The organism is Methylobacterium sp. AC690 (assembly GCF_979256535.1).
In genome coordinates, this window is sequence record NZ_CEEDOX010000015.1 from 100,222 (window position 1) to 116,879 (window position 16,658).

General features: G+C 70.1%; 16 protein-coding genes. 6 read left to right on the plus strand and 10 right to left on the minus strand.

Annotated features, from left to right (window positions below):
- Nucleotides 1-16 precede the first annotated feature (16 nt).
- Genes AC0IY1_RS18150 through AC0IY1_RS18160 form a run of 3 tightly spaced genes read right to left on the minus strand, consistent with a single transcriptional unit; the run spans nucleotide 17 to nucleotide 2,225 of the window.
- Nucleotides 17-355, minus strand: coding sequence for a DUF3325 domain-containing protein (locus AC0IY1_RS18150; protein WP_055945805.1), 339 nt, complete (start codon nucleotides 353-355; stop codon nucleotides 17-19).
- Entirely contained in the window at nucleotides 352-1,890 is a 1,539-nt protein-coding gene (locus tag AC0IY1_RS18155; RefSeq protein ID WP_055945808.1) for a PepSY-associated TM helix domain-containing protein, read from the minus strand. The genes AC0IY1_RS18150 and AC0IY1_RS18155 overlap by 4 nt, the downstream gene beginning before the upstream one ends.
- Entirely contained in the window at nucleotides 1,887-2,225 is a 339-nt protein-coding gene (locus AC0IY1_RS18160; protein WP_471771358.1) for an iron transporter, read from the minus strand. The genes AC0IY1_RS18155 and AC0IY1_RS18160 overlap by 4 nt, the downstream gene beginning before the upstream one ends.
- A 436-nt stretch (nucleotides 2,226-2,661) precedes the next feature.
- Here AC0IY1_RS18160 and minC point away from each other — a divergent pair, with 436 nt between their 5' ends.
- Entirely contained in the window at nucleotides 2,662-3,327 is a 666-nt protein-coding gene (gene minC / locus AC0IY1_RS18165) for a septum site-determining protein MinC (protein ID WP_471771435.1), read from the plus strand.
- Nucleotides 3,328-3,330: 3 nt separating this feature from the next.
- Here minC and AC0IY1_RS18170 read toward each other — a convergent pair whose 3' ends face one another.
- Both AC0IY1_RS18170 and ppk2 read right to left on the minus strand, forming a co-directional pair.
- A complete protein-coding gene (locus AC0IY1_RS18170; protein WP_471771360.1) occupies nucleotides 3,331-4,170 on the minus strand; it encodes an enoyl-CoA hydratase/isomerase family protein in 840 nt (279 codons plus the stop codon).
- Nucleotides 4,171-4,266: 96 nt separating this feature from the next.
- Nucleotides 4,267-5,184, minus strand: coding sequence for a polyphosphate kinase 2 (gene ppk2, locus AC0IY1_RS18175; RefSeq protein ID WP_055945821.1), 918 nt, complete (start codon nucleotides 5,182-5,184; stop codon nucleotides 4,267-4,269).
- A gap of 188 nt (nucleotides 5,185-5,372) precedes the next feature.
- Here ppk2 and AC0IY1_RS18180 point away from each other — a divergent pair, with 188 nt between their 5' ends.
- Complete coding sequence (locus AC0IY1_RS18180) at nucleotides 5,373-5,501, plus strand: hypothetical protein (RefSeq protein WP_055945825.1); 129 nt, start codon at nucleotides 5,373-5,375, stop codon at nucleotides 5,499-5,501.
- Nucleotides 5,502-5,552: 51 nt separating this feature from the next.
- Here AC0IY1_RS18180 and AC0IY1_RS18185 read toward each other — a convergent pair whose 3' ends face one another.
- Nucleotides 5,553-7,178, minus strand: a complete 1,626-nt coding sequence (locus AC0IY1_RS18185) for an ABC-F family ATP-binding cassette domain-containing protein (protein ID WP_055945827.1) — start codon at nucleotides 7,176-7,178, stop codon at nucleotides 5,553-5,555.
- A gap of 172 nt (nucleotides 7,179-7,350) precedes the next feature.
- Entirely contained in the window at nucleotides 7,351-8,544 is a 1,194-nt protein-coding gene (locus AC0IY1_RS18190) for a patatin-like phospholipase family protein (protein WP_055945831.1), read from the minus strand.
- 429 nt (nucleotides 8,545-8,973) lie between these two features.
- Here AC0IY1_RS18190 and AC0IY1_RS18195 point away from each other — a divergent pair, with 429 nt between their 5' ends.
- Both AC0IY1_RS18195 and AC0IY1_RS18200 read left to right on the plus strand, forming a co-directional pair.
- A complete protein-coding gene (locus tag AC0IY1_RS18195) occupies nucleotides 8,974-10,095 on the plus strand; it encodes a histidine kinase dimerization/phosphoacceptor domain -containing protein (RefSeq protein ID WP_055945833.1) in 1,122 nt (373 codons plus the stop codon).
- The gene (locus AC0IY1_RS18200) at nucleotides 10,092-10,532 is read left to right on the plus strand and encodes a response regulator (RefSeq protein WP_103710531.1); all 441 of its coding nucleotides are present in this window, start codon (nucleotides 10,092-10,094) and stop codon (nucleotides 10,530-10,532) included. Before AC0IY1_RS18195 ends, AC0IY1_RS18200 begins: the two co-directional genes overlap by 4 nt.
- A gap of 6 nt (nucleotides 10,533-10,538) precedes the next feature.
- Here the strand turns inward: AC0IY1_RS18200 and AC0IY1_RS18205 are convergent, their stop codons facing one another.
- Complete coding sequence (locus AC0IY1_RS18205) at nucleotides 10,539-12,395, minus strand: ABC transporter ATP-binding protein (RefSeq protein WP_471771365.1); 1,857 nt, start codon at nucleotides 12,393-12,395, stop codon at nucleotides 10,539-10,541.
- A 189-nt stretch (nucleotides 12,396-12,584) separates the two neighbouring features.
- Between AC0IY1_RS18205 and AC0IY1_RS18210 the strand changes: the two genes are divergently transcribed.
- Together AC0IY1_RS18210 and AC0IY1_RS18215 are read left to right on the plus strand one after the other, a co-directional pair.
- A complete protein-coding gene (locus AC0IY1_RS18210) occupies nucleotides 12,585-13,223 on the plus strand; it encodes a helix-hairpin-helix domain-containing protein (protein ID WP_471771368.1) in 639 nt (212 codons plus the stop codon).
- Between the two features lie 89 nt (nucleotides 13,224-13,312).
- Nucleotides 13,313-13,528: a hypothetical protein gene (locus tag AC0IY1_RS18215; RefSeq protein ID WP_471771371.1), complete on the plus strand. Its 216-nt coding sequence runs from the start codon at nucleotides 13,313-13,315 to the stop codon at nucleotides 13,526-13,528.
- A gap of 40 nt (nucleotides 13,529-13,568) precedes the next feature.
- Here AC0IY1_RS18215 and AC0IY1_RS18220 read toward each other — a convergent pair whose 3' ends face one another.
- Both AC0IY1_RS18220 and AC0IY1_RS18225 read right to left on the minus strand, forming a co-directional pair.
- On the minus strand, nucleotides 13,569-14,177 hold the full coding sequence (locus AC0IY1_RS18220) for a GNAT family N-acetyltransferase (protein WP_055945844.1): 609 nt from the start codon (nucleotides 14,175-14,177) through the stop codon (nucleotides 13,569-13,571).
- Nucleotides 14,177-16,537 carry an Orn/Lys/Arg family decarboxylase gene (locus AC0IY1_RS18225; RefSeq protein ID WP_103710528.1) on the minus strand — a complete coding sequence of 787 codons (2,361 nt, stop codon included), beginning with the start codon at nucleotides 16,535-16,537 and terminating at the stop codon, nucleotides 14,177-14,179. The genes AC0IY1_RS18220 and AC0IY1_RS18225 overlap by 1 nt, the downstream gene beginning before the upstream one ends.
- Nucleotides 16,538-16,658: the final 121 nt, after the last annotated feature.

The following is a 16,658-nucleotide window of genomic DNA, read 5'->3' on the forward strand; positions in this document are numbered from 1 at the left end:
AGCGATGTCGGCCGGTTCAGGCGAGCAGCGCCGCCGCCAGCGCCAGGGGCAGGGCGAGGAGGGCCGCCGGGCGGATCCAGGCCGGGCGGTAGGACACCAGCCCGACCACCAGGAGAGCCGCGCCGGTCAGCGAGCCGATCCACTGCACCGGGCCGAAATTCCAGTCCGAGGTGACCACGGCAGCCGCGAAGGAGGCGGCGAGGGCGGCCCAGCCGGCGAGGCGCAGCGCCCGGGCGCGGGCCCGCGTCTGGCCGCGCCCGGCGATGGCCCGATGGTGGCGGTCCATGGCGAGGCAGAGGGCCGCCAGCCCGGCGAAGCTCAGGGCGAGGTTGAGGGCGATGGAGAGCGGCGTCATGCTTCGACGAGACCTTCGGGCACCCGGGCCGGGCCGGGGCGCGCGGCCTTCGCGGCTTGCCGGCGCGCCTCGTAGTGGGACACCTTGCGCGCCCCGAGGGCGAGGGCGAGGCCCAGCCCCAGCATGGCGGCGTCGAAGGCCAGGAAGTCGAGGCCGCGATCCGTGGTCAGCGCGCCGACCACCGGGACGGCGCCGAACAGGAGGCCTGCGGCGAGGCCCAGCTCGGTCCAGGCCCTGCGGTGCGGCCGAAGCAGGGATACGACGGCGGCCAGCGCCCAGGCGCCGAAGAACACGCCTCCCTCCCAGGTCGCCCGATGGGCGAGGTCGACGGGCAGCAGCCGGTTGCCGAGGAAGAACGCCGCCATGCCGATGGGCAGGCCGAGGATCGTCCCGATGTTGAGGCCGCGCACCAGGCGCAGACCGAAGCCCGGCGCCTCGCCCGTCTTCGGCGCCCGGGCGACGGTCCAGAGGACGAGACCCGTGGCGATGGTGGCCGCGCCGAGCAGGCCGCAGAGGAAGAACAGCGCCCGCAGGGCCGTGCTGGCGAAATGCGCCTCGTGCAGGCCCATGAAGCTGGTGAAGACGCGGGCAGCCGGCTTCAACGGCTCGACCCGCTCGACGACGCTCCCGGACGCGGCATCGAAGGCGATCTGCGGATGCTGATGGGCGAGGCCGTGGGGCTCCTCGAAGACGGCGACCACGGTGGCGTTGGCGTCGCCCGGATTGTTGACGATGACCATCTCGAGAGGTTCCGAGATCTCACCCTGGGCCCGGGCCAGCAGGGGCGCCAGCGGCACGGCCTCGCCGGGCCGGCCCGCGGCCGGGCGCCAGGTCGTGGTCTGAGCCGCTTCGACGTAGAAGCGCAGGTCGTCGCCCTTGTAAGCGGCCGTCACGCCCCAGGGCATGTACATCACGCCGAGGGTCACGATCCCCGTATAGGTGATCATCAGGTGGAACGGCAGGGCGAGGACGCCCGTGACGTTGTGGGCATCGAGCCAGCCGCGCTGGGCCGACCTGTCCCGCCGGAAGGTGAAGAAGTCGGCGAAGATGCGCCGATGCGTGACGATGCCGGAGATCAGGGCGATGAGCAGGATCATCGCGGCGGCGCCGACGATCCAGCGGCCGAGAGCCGGCATCATCTGGAGCTCGTAGTGAAAGCGGTAGAAGAAGTCGCCGCCCTGGGTGTCGCGCGCCTTGGTGGGCGCGCCGGTCTCGACGTCGAGCATGGCCTGCCCGAGGGGGGCCTCCAGGCTGTCCATCCAGTAGACGGCGATCACCGGCCGGTCCGGCTGCGGCGCGGAGACGTACCAGGCCATGGCCTTCGGCGCGTGGGCCTTCAGGTAGGCAATGCCGCGCTCGGCGGCCGGAATCGCATCGTTGGGGCCGGCCCGCAGCTCCGGGCGCATCCAGAGCGAAAGGTCGGCGCGGTAGTAGGTGGCCGTGCCGGTGACGAACACGGCGAACATCACCCACCCGGTGACGAGCCCGGCCCAGGTGTGGAGCCAGGCCATCGACTGGCGAAATCCCTGTCTCATGCGGGCGGTCCCATCGCGACACCGTCGAGGGCCAGCCAGAGCCCGAGGCCCACCAGCGCGATCGGAAGCCCGAGGCCCAGGGCGGCGCGCAGCAGGGTGCGGGCGGCAAAGACCCAGATCACGGCGCCGGCCAGGATGGCGAAGCTGATCAGGGTCGCGGTGGCCACCGCCTCGGAGCGCACCATCGGCAGGGTCAGCGACAGGAAGGCCGTCGCGAGCCCGGCCAGGGCGTAGCCGCCGAAGGCCGCCAGGCCCACGCGTGCCGCCACCGCGGAGCGGTAGCGCCAGCCACTTCGCGAGCGGGCCCTGTCGAGGGGACCGGAAATATCCGTCACAGGCAACACCTTCGAGACGCGCAGGGGCGAGACAGGTGCGGAGGCAGGCCCCGCAAAGGCAGGCAGGATCGGCAATCCCGGCCGGGACAAAACGCCGACCGATCCCCCAATGCGTGAGGATCACCCCCGCTATAGCGATCCTGGTCTTGGGCTCGCAAACCCTATGTTATGGAATCATTCCAATTCGACTTTCGGATGCTGCGTCCCGCCGGCGACACCGTCGCGCTCCGCATACCGGTGCGCCGGTGCGGCCCAGCGATGGCCCGACGGAATTCGTGTTGACGGGCCGCAGGTCGCGCCCTGTGCCGCCGGGACGCAGGTTAGGATAAGGTGACGGCCAGCGCCCGCTTCCCGCGAACATCGCCCGAGAACAAGACACCCGATCGTGACCGCAAGCTCCCCCCGTCCCCCGATCCGCTTCCGCGGCCGCTCCTTCATGGCCCTGGTGCTCGCCCCGGTGCTGCCCGTCTCGGACTGGCTCGGCGAACTCGACGCCCTGGCCCGGCGCTCGCCGGCCTTCTTCGTGGGTCGCCCCGTCATCCTCGACGTGGCCGGGCTCGGGCTCGAGCGGGAGGCCCTCGTCGCCCTGGTGGCCGACCTCGCCGCCCGCGACATCGCCGTGATGGGCATCGAAGGGGCCGACCCGGGCCAGCTCGGGGCCGGTCTGCCACCGCCCCCGGCGGGCGGGCGCCCGGTCGATGCGGTTCCGACCCCGGAGGCCTCGGCGGACGCCGCGCCGGATACGCCCGTGGTGCCGTCGGCGCCGGCCCCGTTCCGCTCGCTGATCCTCGATGCGCCCGTCCGCTCCGGCCAGACGATCCTGCACCTGGAGGGCGACATCACCGTGATGGGCTCGGTGGCCTCCGGGGCCGAGGTGATCGCGGGCGGCTCGCTCCACGTCTACGGCGCCCTGCGCGGCCGGGCGATCGCGGGAGCGGCCGGCAACCCGGAGGCCCGCATCACCTGCCGCCGGTTCGAGCCGGAACTCATCGCCATCGACGGGCTCTACCGCACCGCCGACGACCTCGGACCGGTCCAGCGCGGTCTGCCGGCCCAGGTCCGGCTCGAGGGCGACGCCATCAAGGTGGCGGGGCTGGACTAGGCCCTACCGGCCCGTCCAGGCCGGCGGGCGCTTGGCGAGGAACGCCTCCATGCCCTCGCGAAGATCCGCGCTGGTGTAGCAGAGGCGGATCAGGTCGTCGCCGGGACGGTCTTGGCCGGAATGGTCTTGGCCGAGATGGTCTTGGCCCGCATCGTCCGTGTCCCGGAGGCGGCGCAGGCCCTCCTTGGTCGCCCGCAGGGTGAGCGGCGCGTGACCGGCCACCAGGGTCGCGAGTTCCGTGGCGCGGGCCGCCAGGGCCTCCGCATCCGTCACGACCTCGCCGACGAGCCCGATGGCCAGGGCCTCCTCGGCCCCGACGAGGCGGGCGGTGAAGATCATGTCCTTGACCCGCGCCGGGCCGATCAGGGCCGAGAGGCGGCGCAGGTTGCCGAGGGAGAGGCAGTTGCCCAGGGTGCGGGCGATGGGAAAGCCCAGGCGGGCATCGCGGGTGGCCAGGCGCAGGTCGCAGGCCGCCGCGATGGCCGCACCTCCGCCCGTGCAGGCGCCGGCGATCGCCGCGATGGTGGGCACGGACAGGCGCTCGAGTGCACCCATGACCCGGTCCATGAAGCGCTCGTAGTCGATCGCGTCCTGCGCGCTCGTGAAGCTCCGGAATTGGGCGATGTCGGTGCCGGCCGCGAAAGCCTTCTCGCCCGCCCCCGCGATGACCAGCGCCTTGACACGCCCCTCCGCCTCAATGCGCGCGCAGGCGTCGATCAGGCCCTGGTACATCCCGAAGGTGAGCGCGTTGCGCGCCTGCGGCCGGTTGAGGGTGAGCCGCGCGATGCCGCCCTCGACCGTGAAGAGAAGCTCGTCGGTATGAGTCGCGTCGGACGTGGTCATGCAGGGTCCCTGGGCGCCGGGCGCGGATGCGTGATCCTCCCTCTCGCCCATCGGGGCCGGCCGGAGCAAGCGGCCGGCGCCCCGCCCCGCCCCGCCTCAGAACACGGACGGCACGAACATCGCGTCCGGCACCGGGTGGCGGATGTAGTCCGCGTGACGCTCGCGGTCCGGCAGGTGCACCGGCGGATGCGCGACGTCGCCGTAGGGGATCTGCGCCAGGAGGTGGCTGATGCAGTTGAGCCGGGCGCGCTTCTTGTCGACGGCCTCGACCACCCACCACGGCGCCTCGGGGATGTGCGTCCGGGCGAGCATGTCCTCCTTGGCCTTGGTGTAGTCCTCCCACCGGCGGCGGGACTGCACGTCCATCGGCGAGAGCTTCCACTGCTTCAGCGGATCGTGGATGCGCATGTTGAAGCGGAATTCCTGCTCCTCGTCGGTGATCGAGAACCAGTATTTCAGCACGAGGATGCCCGAGCGGGTCAGCATGCGCTCGAACTCGGGCACGGAGCGGAAGAACTCCTCCACCTCGTCGGGCGAGCAGAAGCCCATCACGCGCTCGACGCCGGCGCGGTTGTACCAGGACCGGTCGAACAGCACGATCTCGCCGGCGGCCGGCAGGTGCGAGACGTAGCGTTGGAAGTACCATTGCGTGCGCTCGCGCTCGCTCGGGGCGGGCAGCGCCGCGACGCGGCAGACGCGCGGGTTGAGCCGCTGGGTGATGCGCTTGATCACCCCGCCCTTGCCGGCGGAGTCGCGGCCCTCGAAGATCACGACGACGCGCAGCTTCTGAGCCTGGACCCAGTCCTGCAGGCGCACCAGCTCGTGCTGCAGGCGGAACAGCTCGCGGAAATAAACCTTGCGGTCGAGGCCGGGCGGACGGGCGGGCTGTCCGAGCTCGTCGGCCAGGCGCTCCAGGCGCTCGTCCTCCATCTCGAGTTCGAGTTCCTCGTCGAAATCGTCGGCGACCTCCCGGCGGATCGCCTCGACCTCCGCTGCCCGCTGCCCGCCGTCCATGTGGAAGCCCCGTCTCCGCCGAAATGCCGGCCGCGCTTAGATCACGGCATCATGACAGGCTTGATACGGCCTGGTGAGCCGGCGACGATCCGAGGGAACGGGGACCGCACCCTGCGGGTTGAAGGGCAAGCTGCGCCATTTCGCGAGCCTGGCTCGCCCGGCGCCCCACACATCAAGAGGGTCCACCCATGAGCCTGATCGGACGCATCGTCACCAAGCTCCTCGGCAACGAGGACCGTCCCGTGGTCCGCGACGACCGCAACTACGATTCCGGCACGCCGCTCGGTCGCCTCGTGACCAAGATCCTGCGGAAGTAAGGTTTCCCTCCGGGCGGCTTCGGCCGCCCGGCTCCAGAATCCCGGCGCGGCTCAGGCTGCCCGGCGCTTGGCCTTCTTCTCGCGTCCCTGGCCGGGCGCACGCTGGCCGGCGCGGGTCCGGTCGAGCACGAACTTCGCGTAGTCGTCCATGTCGCCCGCGAAGGGCTTGACCGTGTTGTCGGCCGCCAGCCACAGGCGATCCGCCACCAGCTCCATCAGCGAGCGGTCGTGGGTGATGAGAATGACCGCCCCACCGTAATCGTTCAGCGCGTCGAGGAGTGCCCTCCGGCTGTCGATGTCGAGGTGGTTGGTCGGCTCGTCGAGGATGAGCAGGTGCGGCGCCTGCATCGCGACCAGATTGAGCAGCAGCCGCGCCCGCTCGCCGCCCGAGAGCGCATCCACCGTCGTCTCCTGCTTGTCGAAGGCCAGGCCGAAGCTCGCGAGCTTGGCGCGCCGCGCCGACTCGCTGTCGTCCGGACGCTCGCGCCGGATGATCGCCAGCGGCGTGTCCTTCGGGTCGAGAGCCTCGATCTGGTGCTGGTGGAACCAGCCGACCTGCACGCGCCCTTCCCGCACCATGCGCCCGTCGCGCACCGTGAGGGCGCCCGCCGCCATCTTGGCGAAGGTCGACTTGCCCGCGCCGTTGACGCCCAGCAATCCGATGCGGTCGTCGACGTCGAGGGTCAGGTTGAGGTCCCGCAGCACCGGCGCGTCGTCGCCATACGCGATGGTGGCGTCGGTGAGGTGCATCAGGGGCGGGGCCAGCGGCCGCTTCGGCGAGGGCAGGTGAAACGGCGCCACGTGCTCCTCAATGGTGGTGGCGATCGGCTCCAACTTGGCGAGGCGCTTGACGCGGGACTGCGCCTGGGCCGCCTTCGAGGCCTTGGCCTTGAAGCGGTCGATGAAGCTCTGCAGGTGCGCGCGCTCGGCTTCCTGCTTCTGCTTGGTCGAGGCCTGGAGGCGGGCCTTCTCGGCCCGGCGCTTCTCGAAGTCGTCGTAGCCGCCCGTGTAGAGTTCGAGCTTGCCGCCGGCCACGTGCAGGATCGCGTCCACCGAGTTGTTCAGGAGCTCGCGGTCGTGGCTGATGATCAGGGCCGAGTGCGGGTAGCGCTTCAACCGCGCCTCCAGCCAGAGGGCGCCCTCGAGGTCGAGGTAGTTGGTGGGCTCGTCGAGGAGCAGCATGTCCGGCTCGGCGAAGAGCGCGGCGGCCAGGGCCACGCGCATGCGCCAGCCGCCGGAGAACTCCGCCATCGGCCGGGTCAGGTCCTCCACCGAGAAGCCGAGACCGGAGAGGATCTCGCCGGCTCGGGCCGGGGCCCGGTCGGCATCGATCTCGATGAGGCGGGCATAGATCTCGCCCAGGCGCTCGGGCGCGGCGGTCTCGAGCTCGGCGTTCAGGGCGTCGCGCTCCACGTCGGCCGCCAGGATCGTGTCGATCAGGCTGACGGGGGTCGCGGGGTGTTCCTGGTCGACCGAAGCGACGCGGGCGGTCTTCGGCAGCAGGATGGCGCCGCCGTCGGGCTGCAGCTCGCCGAGGATGATCTTGAACAGGGTCGACTTGCCGACGCCGTTGCGGCCCACCAGCCCGACCTTGGAGCCGGGCGGAACCGCGACGCTGGCGCGATCGAAGAAGCGCCGGCCCCAGGCGCTGAAGGTGAGGTCTTCGATCTGAATCATGCGGGGGCTCGTCGGGGGCGTGGGCACCGGACGGACCCGGACGCGGGCCATGACCCTACCGCACCGCACCATCAGACGCGAGGGGCACGGCACGCAACCGCCCCCCTCGCCGCACGCGCCCCGGGTCGAGCCCAGGGTCGTGCCCGGACGGGAAACGAGCCGGGGCGCCGGCCTACTGAGCGGCCACCACCGAGGCTTTCACCAGCGGCGCCACCGGCACGTTCTTGTGCCAGAACGTGCCGGTGCGCCCGGTCTCGTAGCCGGTCTCGTACAGGCTGCGCATGTACGCGGTGTCGAAGCCGCGGGCCGTGGAGGCATTGGGCGCGGATTCGTCGATATAGGCGAGGTTGAAGCCGATGCCGTTGTTGCGCGTGAGCGCGTAGGTCGCGGCCAGGGTGGCGCGGCTGCGGGCGCGGCTCGCGGTGGTGAAGGAGCGCTCGACGATGGAGAGCGTGTTGTTCTGGGCCAGGTCGAATTCCGGCTCCAGGCGCCCGTTGATGATGACGTAGATGTCGGACTTGGCGCCTGCCTTGAACCGGCCGTCGCGCAGCAGGAACGATTGCGGCAGCGTGAACACCGGCGTCACCACCGAACCGTCGACATGCATCTCCTGGAAGGTGCGCTGCGCCGCCTGGACGTCGATGAGCTGCGGCGGGAACACCGCCGGGATGCTGGCCGAGGCGGTGAGCACGTTGGTGAAGAGGTCGAGGGCGGCCGGCCCGCCGCTGGTGGCGATGGCGCCCATGTTCCAGATCACGGCGCGCTGGGCATCGAGGTTCGTCGTCACCACGAGGAGACGACGGCCCTTGGCGTGCTGGGCGGCGACCGCCGCCAGGAGGTCCGGCGTCACGTAGCGCCGCACGAGGTCGCGCAGGCGCCCGTCGCCGAACAGGCCCGAACCGAACAGCACGTTGGCGAAGCTCGGCGACTGGACCAGGGTCGAGGCCACACCGCTGGTGTAGATGTCCTTCAGGATGGCGTCGTATTCCGGCCCGACGAAGGCGAAGGGCGCGATCAGCGCACCGGTGGAGACGCCGGAGACCAGGGAGAATTCGGGGCGCTTGCCGGACTCGGTCCAGCCGTTCAGCAGGCCGGCGCCGTAGGCCCCGTCGCCGCCGCCGCCGGACAGGGCGAGGTAGGCGAACGGCACCTTGCTGTTCTGGGGGCGCGCCGACATCTCGGTGAAGGTCTTCTCCGAGGCATCCGCGTAGGCGCGGACGTTCGGATCGAGCCCGGGCAGGACCGCGGCGGCCGCCTCGCTCGCCGTGTAGGACGTACGCGGCGTGGTGCCACAGGCCGCGACCTGGCCCGCGACGAGCAGGGCCAGGAGCCCCCGGGTCCAACCGAGACGACGCATGTTCGACATGTCCACAGCCAAGTCCACAGTCTGGATTCCGGAGCCCGACCCCGGCGCAACCCTAGCACGGAAAACGAGCTTGGCCGTTGCCGTGTTCCGGCTACGCTTCGCGACGCCTTACCGGTGTGGCATTCGCGCAGCAGATGCCGGGATCTCACGCGATCTCGCGAAAGCGTGTGGACGCCGGGGGCGTCCGTGGCCCGCCCCGACATCAAATGAACTTCCTGCGCACACGTCCGTTGGAGCACCATACTGTGACGGTTGACCGTCGCGGTCATGATCCGACATCCCGTTTCCCTCGCGAAACCTGCTTTCGCCGACCGGTTGCGCTTACGCAGACCGGCCGTGCCGCCCGCATGTGCCGTCGACGGTCCTGACGGATGACGGGGTGAGCAGGACAGCCCCAGGGATCGGTGGCGCGAGGAGGAGGCAGAGGCGATGGAACGAGACGATGCGTGGCACCTGACGGGCGATCTGATGGTCGAGCACGGCAAGGGCGATCCCTTCGCTGCCGCCATCCGGGCGACCCGCATGCCCATGATCGTCACGGACCCGCGCCGCGACGACAATCCGATCGTCTTCGTCAACGATGCCTTCCTGCGCCTCACCGGCTACGAGCGCGGCGAGATCATGGGGCGCAACTGCCGCTTCCTTCAGGGGCCCGACACCGACCCGAACGCGATCCAGCAGCTCCGCGAGGCGGTGGATGCCAGGCGCGACATCGCCGTCGACATCCTCAACTACCGCAAGGACGGCAGCCCGTTCTGGAATGCCCTCTACATGAGCCCGGTTATCACCAAGAGCGGTGACCTGCACTACTTCTTCGCCTCGCAGCTCGACGTGACCGACCGGGTCGACGCGCAGATGCGGACGCAGAACGAGAAGGAGCATTTCGAGCGCGAGGTCGCCAAGCGGACGCGCGAGCTGTCGGACGCCCTGGCGGCCAAGACCATGCTCGTGCACGAGGTCGACCACCGGGTGAAGAACAATCTCCAGATGGTCGCCTCGCTCCTCACGATGCAGACCCGGAGCATCTCCGACCCCACGGCGCGCGAGGCGATGAAGTCGATGCTGACCCGGGTCGAGGCCCTGGGGACGGTGCACAAGCGCCTCTACCAGTCCCACGACGTCGAGCGCTTCGATGTGGCCGAGTTCGCGCGCGAGCTCGCCACGGACCTCGTGCGCGGCTCCGGCCGCTCCGGGATCAGCCTGCACCTCGACCTGGAGCCGGTCGAGGTCCCGGTGGAGAAGGCGCCGCCCGTGGCGCTGATGATGAACGAGCTCATCACCAACGCGCTGAAGCACGCCTTCCCCGACAACCGGCCCGGCCGCCTCTCGATCCGGGTCCAGCCCGATGGACGTTACTTCGGCATCCGGATCATTGACGACGGCATCGGCATGCCCCAGGAAGTCGTGGGCACGCGTTCGTTCGGCAAGCGCCTGATCGAGAGCTTGGCGCGACAGCTGAATGCCAGTATCGCCTGGCAGCCGGGTCATCCCGGAACTTCGATCGACATTCGCCTCCCGCGCGAATCCCCGGGCGCCAAGGACAGCACGTGAGCGAACCCCTCCGGGTCCTGATCGCGGAAGACGAAGCGCTCATCCTGATGCAGCTGGAATTCCTCGTGGAGGATGCCGGCCACGTCGTCGTCGGCAGCGCGGCGACCGCCGAGGAGGCGATCGGGGTCGCCCGCGAGGTTCGGCCGGACCTCGTCTTCGTCGACCTCCAGCTGCGCGGCGGCTCGTCCGGCCTCGACATCGTCCGGACATTGCGGGACGAGGCCGCGATGATCCTGATCTTCGTCACCGCCAATGCCCAGCACCTTCCGGAGGGGTTCGAGGGGGCCGCCGGCGTGATCGCCAAGCCCTTCACCGAGGCGGTGATCTTCGACACCCTGGCGTATTTCAGCGAGTGCGTGCGCGCGCCGCCGCCGCGCTCTCCCCTGCCCCTCGGGCTGCGCCTCGCTCCCGCCTATCGCGCCACCCTCAGCGTCTAGGCCGGCTCAACGATAGCCGGCGGCCTGCAGCTCGAACAGCTCGGCGTAGCGGCCGCCCAGCGCCTGCAGCTCCGCGTGACTGCCCGACTCGATGACCCGCCCGCCGGCGAGGACCAGGATGCGGTCCGCCATGCGCACGGTGGAGAAGCGGTGCGAGATCAGCACCGCCGTGCGCCCGTGGCTCAATTCGCGAAAGCGCTGGAACACCTCGAACTCGGCCCGGGCATCGAGGGCGGCGGTGGGCTCGTCGAGGATCAGGATCTCGGCCTCGCGCATGTAGGCGCGGGCGATGGCGATCTTCTGCCACTCGCCCCCCGACAGGTCTACGCCCTCGGCGAAGCGCTTGCCCAGCGGCTGGTCGTACTGGAGCGGCAACCGGCCGATGACGCCGTCGGCGAGGCTGCGTCCGGCCGCCCGGGCCACGCGCTCGGTGTCGTCGCGCGCCTCGATCCGGCCCACGGCCACGTTCTCGTGGGCGGTGAAGCTGAAGCGCACGAAATCCTGGAAGATCACGCCGATGCGGCCGCGCAGGTCGTCGAGGTCGTAGGCGGAGAGGGGCCGGCCATCGAGGAGCACGCGGCCCTCCGTCGGGTCGTAGAGACGGGTCAGCAGCTTGACGATGGTGGTCTTGCCGGCGCCGTTCTCCCCGACCAGGGCCAGCACCTCTCCGGCCGCGAGGTGGAAGCTGAGGTCGCGCACCGCCCAGGTGTCGGTGCCGGGATAGCGGAAGCCGACCGCCTCGAAGACGATCCCGCTTCGGATCGGACGCGGCAGGGGCGCCGGGTGCGCGGGTGAGCGGATCGCCGGCACCACGGCGAAGAACGAGAACAGGTCGTCGAGATACTGGGCCTGGGAGGCGATCTGCGAGAAGCCGAGGAGCAGCCCCTCGATCAGGCCGCGCAGGCGCTGGAAGGAGCCCGCCAGGAAGGCGAGGTCGCCGATGGAGAACTGGCCGGCGGCGGTGCGCCAGACGATGGTGGCGTAGGCGAGATAGTAGGCCAGTGTGCCGAGCGCCGCGAAGGCCCCGCCCCAGCCGGCCCGGCGCAGCGCCAGGGCGCGGTTGTCGGCCACGAGCTTGGACGCCAGTCCCCGGTAGCGCTCGGCGATGTAGCCGTTCAGCCCGAACAGCTTGACCTCCTTGGCGGATTCCACGCTCGCCCCGAGGAAGCGCAGATAGTCGATCTCGCGCCGCTCGGGCGTCCGGGTCCAGGCCAGCCGATAGCCCTCGCGGTTGAAGTAGGTCTCGTTGAGAAAGGCCGGCACCAGGGCGACCGCGAGCAGCAGGATGAGCCAGGGTGCGAAGGCCACGAGGCCGAGGGCGAAGGCCACGAGGGTGATGAGATCCTGCCCCTGACCGAAGAGCTGGAACAGGAGGTTCGAACGTCCGGTGACCTGGCGGCGGGCCCGCTCGAGGCGGTCCTGCTGCGCGCTGTCCTCGAACTGCTCCAGGTCGAGCTCGGCGGCGTGCCGCATCAGCTTCAGGGTGGCGGACGTGCCGTAGAGATCGGCGACGAGGCCGTCGACCAGGGTGCTGGCCCGCCCGAGGAGGTCGGCCAGGATGGCGAGGCCGAACTCCGCCGCCACCAGCACGGCGAGGTGCCTCAGGGCCGGATCCGACAGCCAGGCCTCGGGCCCGAGGCCGCCCGGATGCGGCCGGGCATGCTCGGCCACGATCGCGTCGAGGATGAGCTTGGCGAGGTAGAGCATCGCGACGGGCAGGCTGGCCCGCGCCAGGCGCAGGCCAAGGCTGACCACGAGCAGGCGCGGACTCGCGGCATAGACGAGGCGCGCCAGGGCCGGCAGGTGGCGCAGGGCGCCGAGGCGCGCGGAGAGGGCGGTCAGGGGAGAGCGGCGATCGGGCATCGGCCGGGACCATGACCGGGAGAGGCACCCCCGTCGATGCCGCAGACGCCGCACCCAGTCGCGCAGATGTCAGCGTGGGACCGGCCGAAGTCTTCAAGCTCTTGAGGACAGGCGACCCGGCGGCGAGACTTCACTTTATCGCCTATGTTAGGCGTTCATCCTCTTCACAGGCGCGAGGCCGCCCTCACAATGCTCAGCGGTTCAGCGGTCCTGCGGGTCGGCATTCTCATCGTGGTGGCAGCCGTCCTGGCCGGGATCATCCAAATCCTGCGTCCGCATGACGGCGGAACACCGGAGGCGCCGATCAGCCGGACGGCCCCGGAGACCGGGGCTGCCGGAACCCAGGCGGCCGTGCCGCCGGCCGTGACGCGGCCCGTCTCCCCGGTGTCGCCGGCGCCCCTGCCGCAGGCTGCGCCATCCCCCGCGCCGGTGCCACAAGCCGCCGTGCCGCCGACGCCCGCGCCCGCACCGAATGCGCCCCTGCCGGCACCGACGCCGAATGGCGCTTCGCCCACGTCACCGCTGCCGAGTGCGCCGGCCCTGCCGTCTCCCGGTCCGGATCTCGGGACGACCGCCCGGCCGACGAGTCCATCGGCCGGCGAGGAGGCCATCGACAACGCCGCCGAGACGGCCGGGCCGCGGGGCGTCGCGATCGTCGACCTCAACACCGGAACCGTCGCCGAGCTGAACGGCCTCCGGGGCGGCGGCATGATCGGGCGCGCCATCGTGCAGAAGCGGCCCTACGCCTCGGTCAGCGAGCTGCTGTCGAAGCGCGTCCTCAGCCGGGCGGTCTACGAGCGGATCAAGGATCAGGTCACGGTGCGCTGAGGCCCGTTTCGGGTAGCGCGCCACGCGCCGGCTGCCTAAGATGCGGCTCCAGGAAGCCGGAAAGTCGCTTCGATCACCAGGGACGAGCCATGTTTGCGCAAGCCGGGGGCGTTACCTTTCGCGAGGATCTCGGCGTCGAGGAGACCACCGAGACCGACAACATCGTCCGGTGGGACGGCGAGAAGCTCTACGTGGAGCACGACATCTATCACAACGGCCAGCTGATCCACCGCAAGTACCGCAAGAACGTCAGCGAGGCGGTGGCCCGGGCGCTGCAGGCGCTGATCAACCGCGCGCAGCAATAGGCGTCCGGATCCCCGCGCGGGCGCCCCCGGCGCCAGCGCGCTACTTTCCGATCCAGTCGTGCCCCGCCACCACCGCCTCCACGGTGCGGGTCCAGGTGCCGGGCTGGTCCGTGGATCCCGTCCCGAGGGCGCGCTGGACCATGACGCTGTCGCTCCAGCGCCCGAACTTGTAGCCCACCGCCGGCAGGAGCCCGACGCGAACGAAGCCGCAGGCCTCGTGGAGGCGGAGCGAGGCCTCGTTCTGCGCATCGATGTAGCCGATCATCTGCCGGTAGCCGCCCGCGGCGCAGGCCTCGATCAGGGCCGGCAGCAGGCGCCGGCCGATGCCGGCGTGCAGGTGCTCGTGGTGGACGTAGATCGAGTGCTTGAGGGTGTAGCGATAGGCCGGACGCTTGCGGAACGGCACCGCGTAGGCGTAGCCCGCCACGATCCCGTCGCGGTCGGCCACGAGGTGCGGCAGGCGCTTCTTGCGCATGGCCTTGCGCCGCTTCTTCAGATCGTCGGGATGGAGCGGATCCGCCTCGAAATCCCCGACATCGCCGACGCCGCGCCGGATGTGGTGGGCGTAGATGTCCACCATGTCCGGCACGTCGCTATCCGACGAGGGCCGGATGACGAGGTCGGGATCGCTCTCGGACGAGCCCGCCATCAGCGCCCCTCGCGCATGACGCGGGGCTCTCGCATGACATAGGTGTGGAACCGGATCGTCCCGTCCGGATCCACGTCGCGGAACACGCCCTGGATCTCGGCCTCGAAGCCCGGGAACAGGTTCGCGGAGCGCTCGAACATCTTGAAGTAGTCCAGCATGGGTTTGGCCCGCTCGTCCAATCGCTCGCCGGGAAGCACCGTGCCGATGCCCGGCGGGTAGACCAGAAGCAAGGTCGTCGCCACGCGCCCCTCGGCTTCCGCGATCGGCACGTAATCGACGTTGTTGCGGGTGAGCTGCTGCACCGCCTCCTTGGGCGTCATCACCATCTCGGGCAGGTGCCCCGGCTCGAACTGCTTGCGCTGGAGCGTGCTGGTGCCGTGCTCGCGGTGGAAGGCGTGGAAGTCGGCGCAGAGATCGCGCAGGCGTACGCCCTTGTAGCGATTGGGCCGGCGCCGCACGAATTCGGGCATCGCCTCCTCGAGGGGCACGTTGTCGTCGTGCAGGCGCTTGAAGGCCACGAGGCCGGAGATCAGCGTGCCGGCCTTGGAGGATTCGACGCCCGGGGTCAGCAGGAAGAGGAGCGAGTTCAGGTCGTTCTTCTCCGGGACGATGCGGTTTTCACGAAGATACTGAGCCACGATGGGGGCCGGCACGCCGTGCTCGGCATACGCGCCCGTGTGCCGGTTGAAGCCCGGGGTGAGCACGGTGAGCTTGTTGGGGTCGGTCATGGCGTAGTCCGGCGCCACGTGGGTGAAGCCGTGCCAGTCCGCCCCCGGGGTCAGCTCCCAGTACTTCGCGTTGCCGGCAAGCTCGTCGGTGGAGAGGCTCTCCCACGGCACCTTGCCGTCCGGCCCCTTGACCGTGTCCGGCACGAAGGGATCGAAAAACCAGCGCCGCAGGGGATCGCCCTCCTTCTCCTCGAACTCGCGGCGGATGGCCCGGACCTTCTTGCGCCACTCGATGCCGAGGCGGATCGTATCGTCCCAGAGGACGACGCCGGAGCGCCCCTTCATCATCTGCGCGCCCACGTCGAGGGAGGCGAACAGGGGGTAGAACGGCGAGGTCGAGGCGTGGACCAGGAAGGTCTCGTTGAAGCGCCGGTGCTCGATGCGCCGGGTCTGGCCGCGGATGTGGCTGTCCTTGGTGTGGATCTGCGAGGCCTGCGAGAAGCTCGCCAGCTGCTTGTGCGTCGACTGCGTGGCGATGATGCCCGGCGAGGTCTCGTCGAGGCCTTTCAGCCCCATGGCGAAGCGGCCGGCGAAGAGCGGGTGGAACTTCATGAAGCCCGCCCAGGCCTCGTCGAAGAGGATGTAGTCGCAGAGATGCCCGATCTTATCGAGGATCATCTGCGCGTTGTAGATCGTGCCGTCGTAGGTGCACTGCTCGACCACCGCGACGCGGAACGGCCGCTCGCGCCGCCAGGCCTCCTTGTCGGTGATCAGCGGGTTGGTGCGGATCTTCTCGCGGATCGCCTTCTCGTCCAGCGCCTCGTGGTACATCGGGCCGATCAGCCCATAGGCGTTGCGGTCGGTCTCGAGGAAGACGGGAATCGCGCCGCCGAGGAACAGCGCGCCGTGATGCGCGGCCTTGTGGTTGTTGCGGTCGAAGAGCACGAGGTCGCCCTCGGCGACCAGGGCCGAGAGCACGATCTTGTTGGAGGCCGAGGTGCCGTTGAGGACGAAGTAGGTCTTCTCCGCCCCGAAGATGACGGCCGCTTCCTTCTGGGCCTTCAGGGCCGGCCCCTCGTGGACAAGGAGATCGCCGAGGTCGAGCACCGAGTTGTCGAGATCGTCGCGGAACACCGCCTCGCCGAGATGCTCGACGAAGATCCGCCCGATCGGCGAACGGTTGTAGAAGATGCCGCCGTTGTGGCCCGGGCAGGTCCAGAGCTGGTTGCCCTGCTCGGCATAGTCGACCAGCGCGCCGAAGAACGGCGTCTTCAGGGTCTCGGCATATTGCTTCACCCGGCTCACCAGGCCGCGGGCGATGTAGTCCGGGGTCTCCTCGGCGAGGAAGATGTACCCGTCGATGAAGTCCAGCACCTCGACGGGGATGTCTTCCAGGCGCTTGCGCCGGACCATGATGACGATGGGCATCTCCAGCCCGCGCTTGCGCATCAGGTTGATCAGCGCCGCGGCCTTGCCGTCGAGGCCGCGCTTGCCCCAGTCCACCACCATGCAGCCGATGGCCGAATCGGTCTGGACCGCGATGGCCGCATCCTCGACGCGGCGAGCCCGCACCACCTCGAAGCCGAGCTTCTCCACGGAGCCGATGATCTGCTGGACGCGCACGCCCTCGAGATCGTCCGGGTCGAAGTTCGGCGCGCACATCAGGACGGTGAAGCGGCGAAAGAAGTCCATGCGGAAAAGGCTCCCAGAGGGGTTTGGCGCACCGTTCGCGACAGGACGTGACGCTTCGATGACGATCTTGCGGCGGTCGCGGTGTTTTCAGGCTCCCCGCGCTGCGACAGAGAGCCGGCTT

Excerpts from the sequence above, each read along its gene's own strand:
- AC0IY1_RS18220 (WP_055945844.1), bottom strand. The coding sequence starts at position 14,177 with ATGGCGGGCTCGTCCGAGAGCGATCCCGACCTCGTCATCCGGCCCTCG.
- AC0IY1_RS18190 (WP_055945831.1), bottom strand. The coding sequence starts at position 8,544 with ATGTCGAACATGCGTCGTCTCGGTTGGACCCGGGGGCTCCTGGCCCTG.
- AC0IY1_RS18150 (WP_055945805.1), bottom strand. The coding sequence starts at position 355 with ATGACGCCGCTCTCCATCGCCCTCAACCTCGCCCTGAGCTTCGCCGGG.
- AC0IY1_RS18225 (WP_103710528.1), bottom strand. The coding sequence starts at position 16,537 with ATGGACTTCTTTCGCCGCTTCACCGTCCTGATGTGCGCGCCGAACTTC.
- AC0IY1_RS18210 (WP_471771368.1), top strand. The coding sequence starts at position 12,585 with ATGCTCAGCGGTTCAGCGGTCCTGCGGGTCGGCATTCTCATCGTGGTG.
- AC0IY1_RS18185 (WP_055945827.1), bottom strand. The coding sequence starts at position 7,178 with ATGATTCAGATCGAAGACCTCACCTTCAGCGCCTGGGGCCGGCGCTTC.
- ppk2 (WP_055945821.1), bottom strand. The coding sequence starts at position 5,184 with ATGGACGGCGGGCAGCGGGCAGCGGAGGTCGAGGCGATCCGCCGGGAG.
- AC0IY1_RS18170 (WP_471771360.1), bottom strand. The coding sequence starts at position 4,170 with ATGACCACGTCCGACGCGACTCATACCGACGAGCTTCTCTTCACGGTC.
- AC0IY1_RS18195 (WP_055945833.1), top strand. The coding sequence starts at position 8,974 with ATGGAACGAGACGATGCGTGGCACCTGACGGGCGATCTGATGGTCGAG.
- AC0IY1_RS18155 (WP_055945808.1), bottom strand. The coding sequence starts at position 1,890 with ATGAGACAGGGATTTCGCCAGTCGATGGCCTGGCTCCACACCTGGGCC.
- AC0IY1_RS18205 (WP_471771365.1), bottom strand. The coding sequence starts at position 12,395 with ATGCCCGATCGCCGCTCTCCCCTGACCGCCCTCTCCGCGCGCCTCGGC.
- AC0IY1_RS18180 (WP_055945825.1), top strand. The coding sequence starts at position 5,373 with ATGAGCCTGATCGGACGCATCGTCACCAAGCTCCTCGGCAACGAGGAC.
- minC (WP_471771435.1), top strand. The coding sequence starts at position 2,662 with ATGGCCCTGGTGCTCGCCCCGGTGCTGCCCGTCTCGGACTGGCTCGGC.
- AC0IY1_RS18215 (WP_471771371.1), top strand. The coding sequence starts at position 13,313 with ATGTTTGCGCAAGCCGGGGGCGTTACCTTTCGCGAGGATCTCGGCGTC.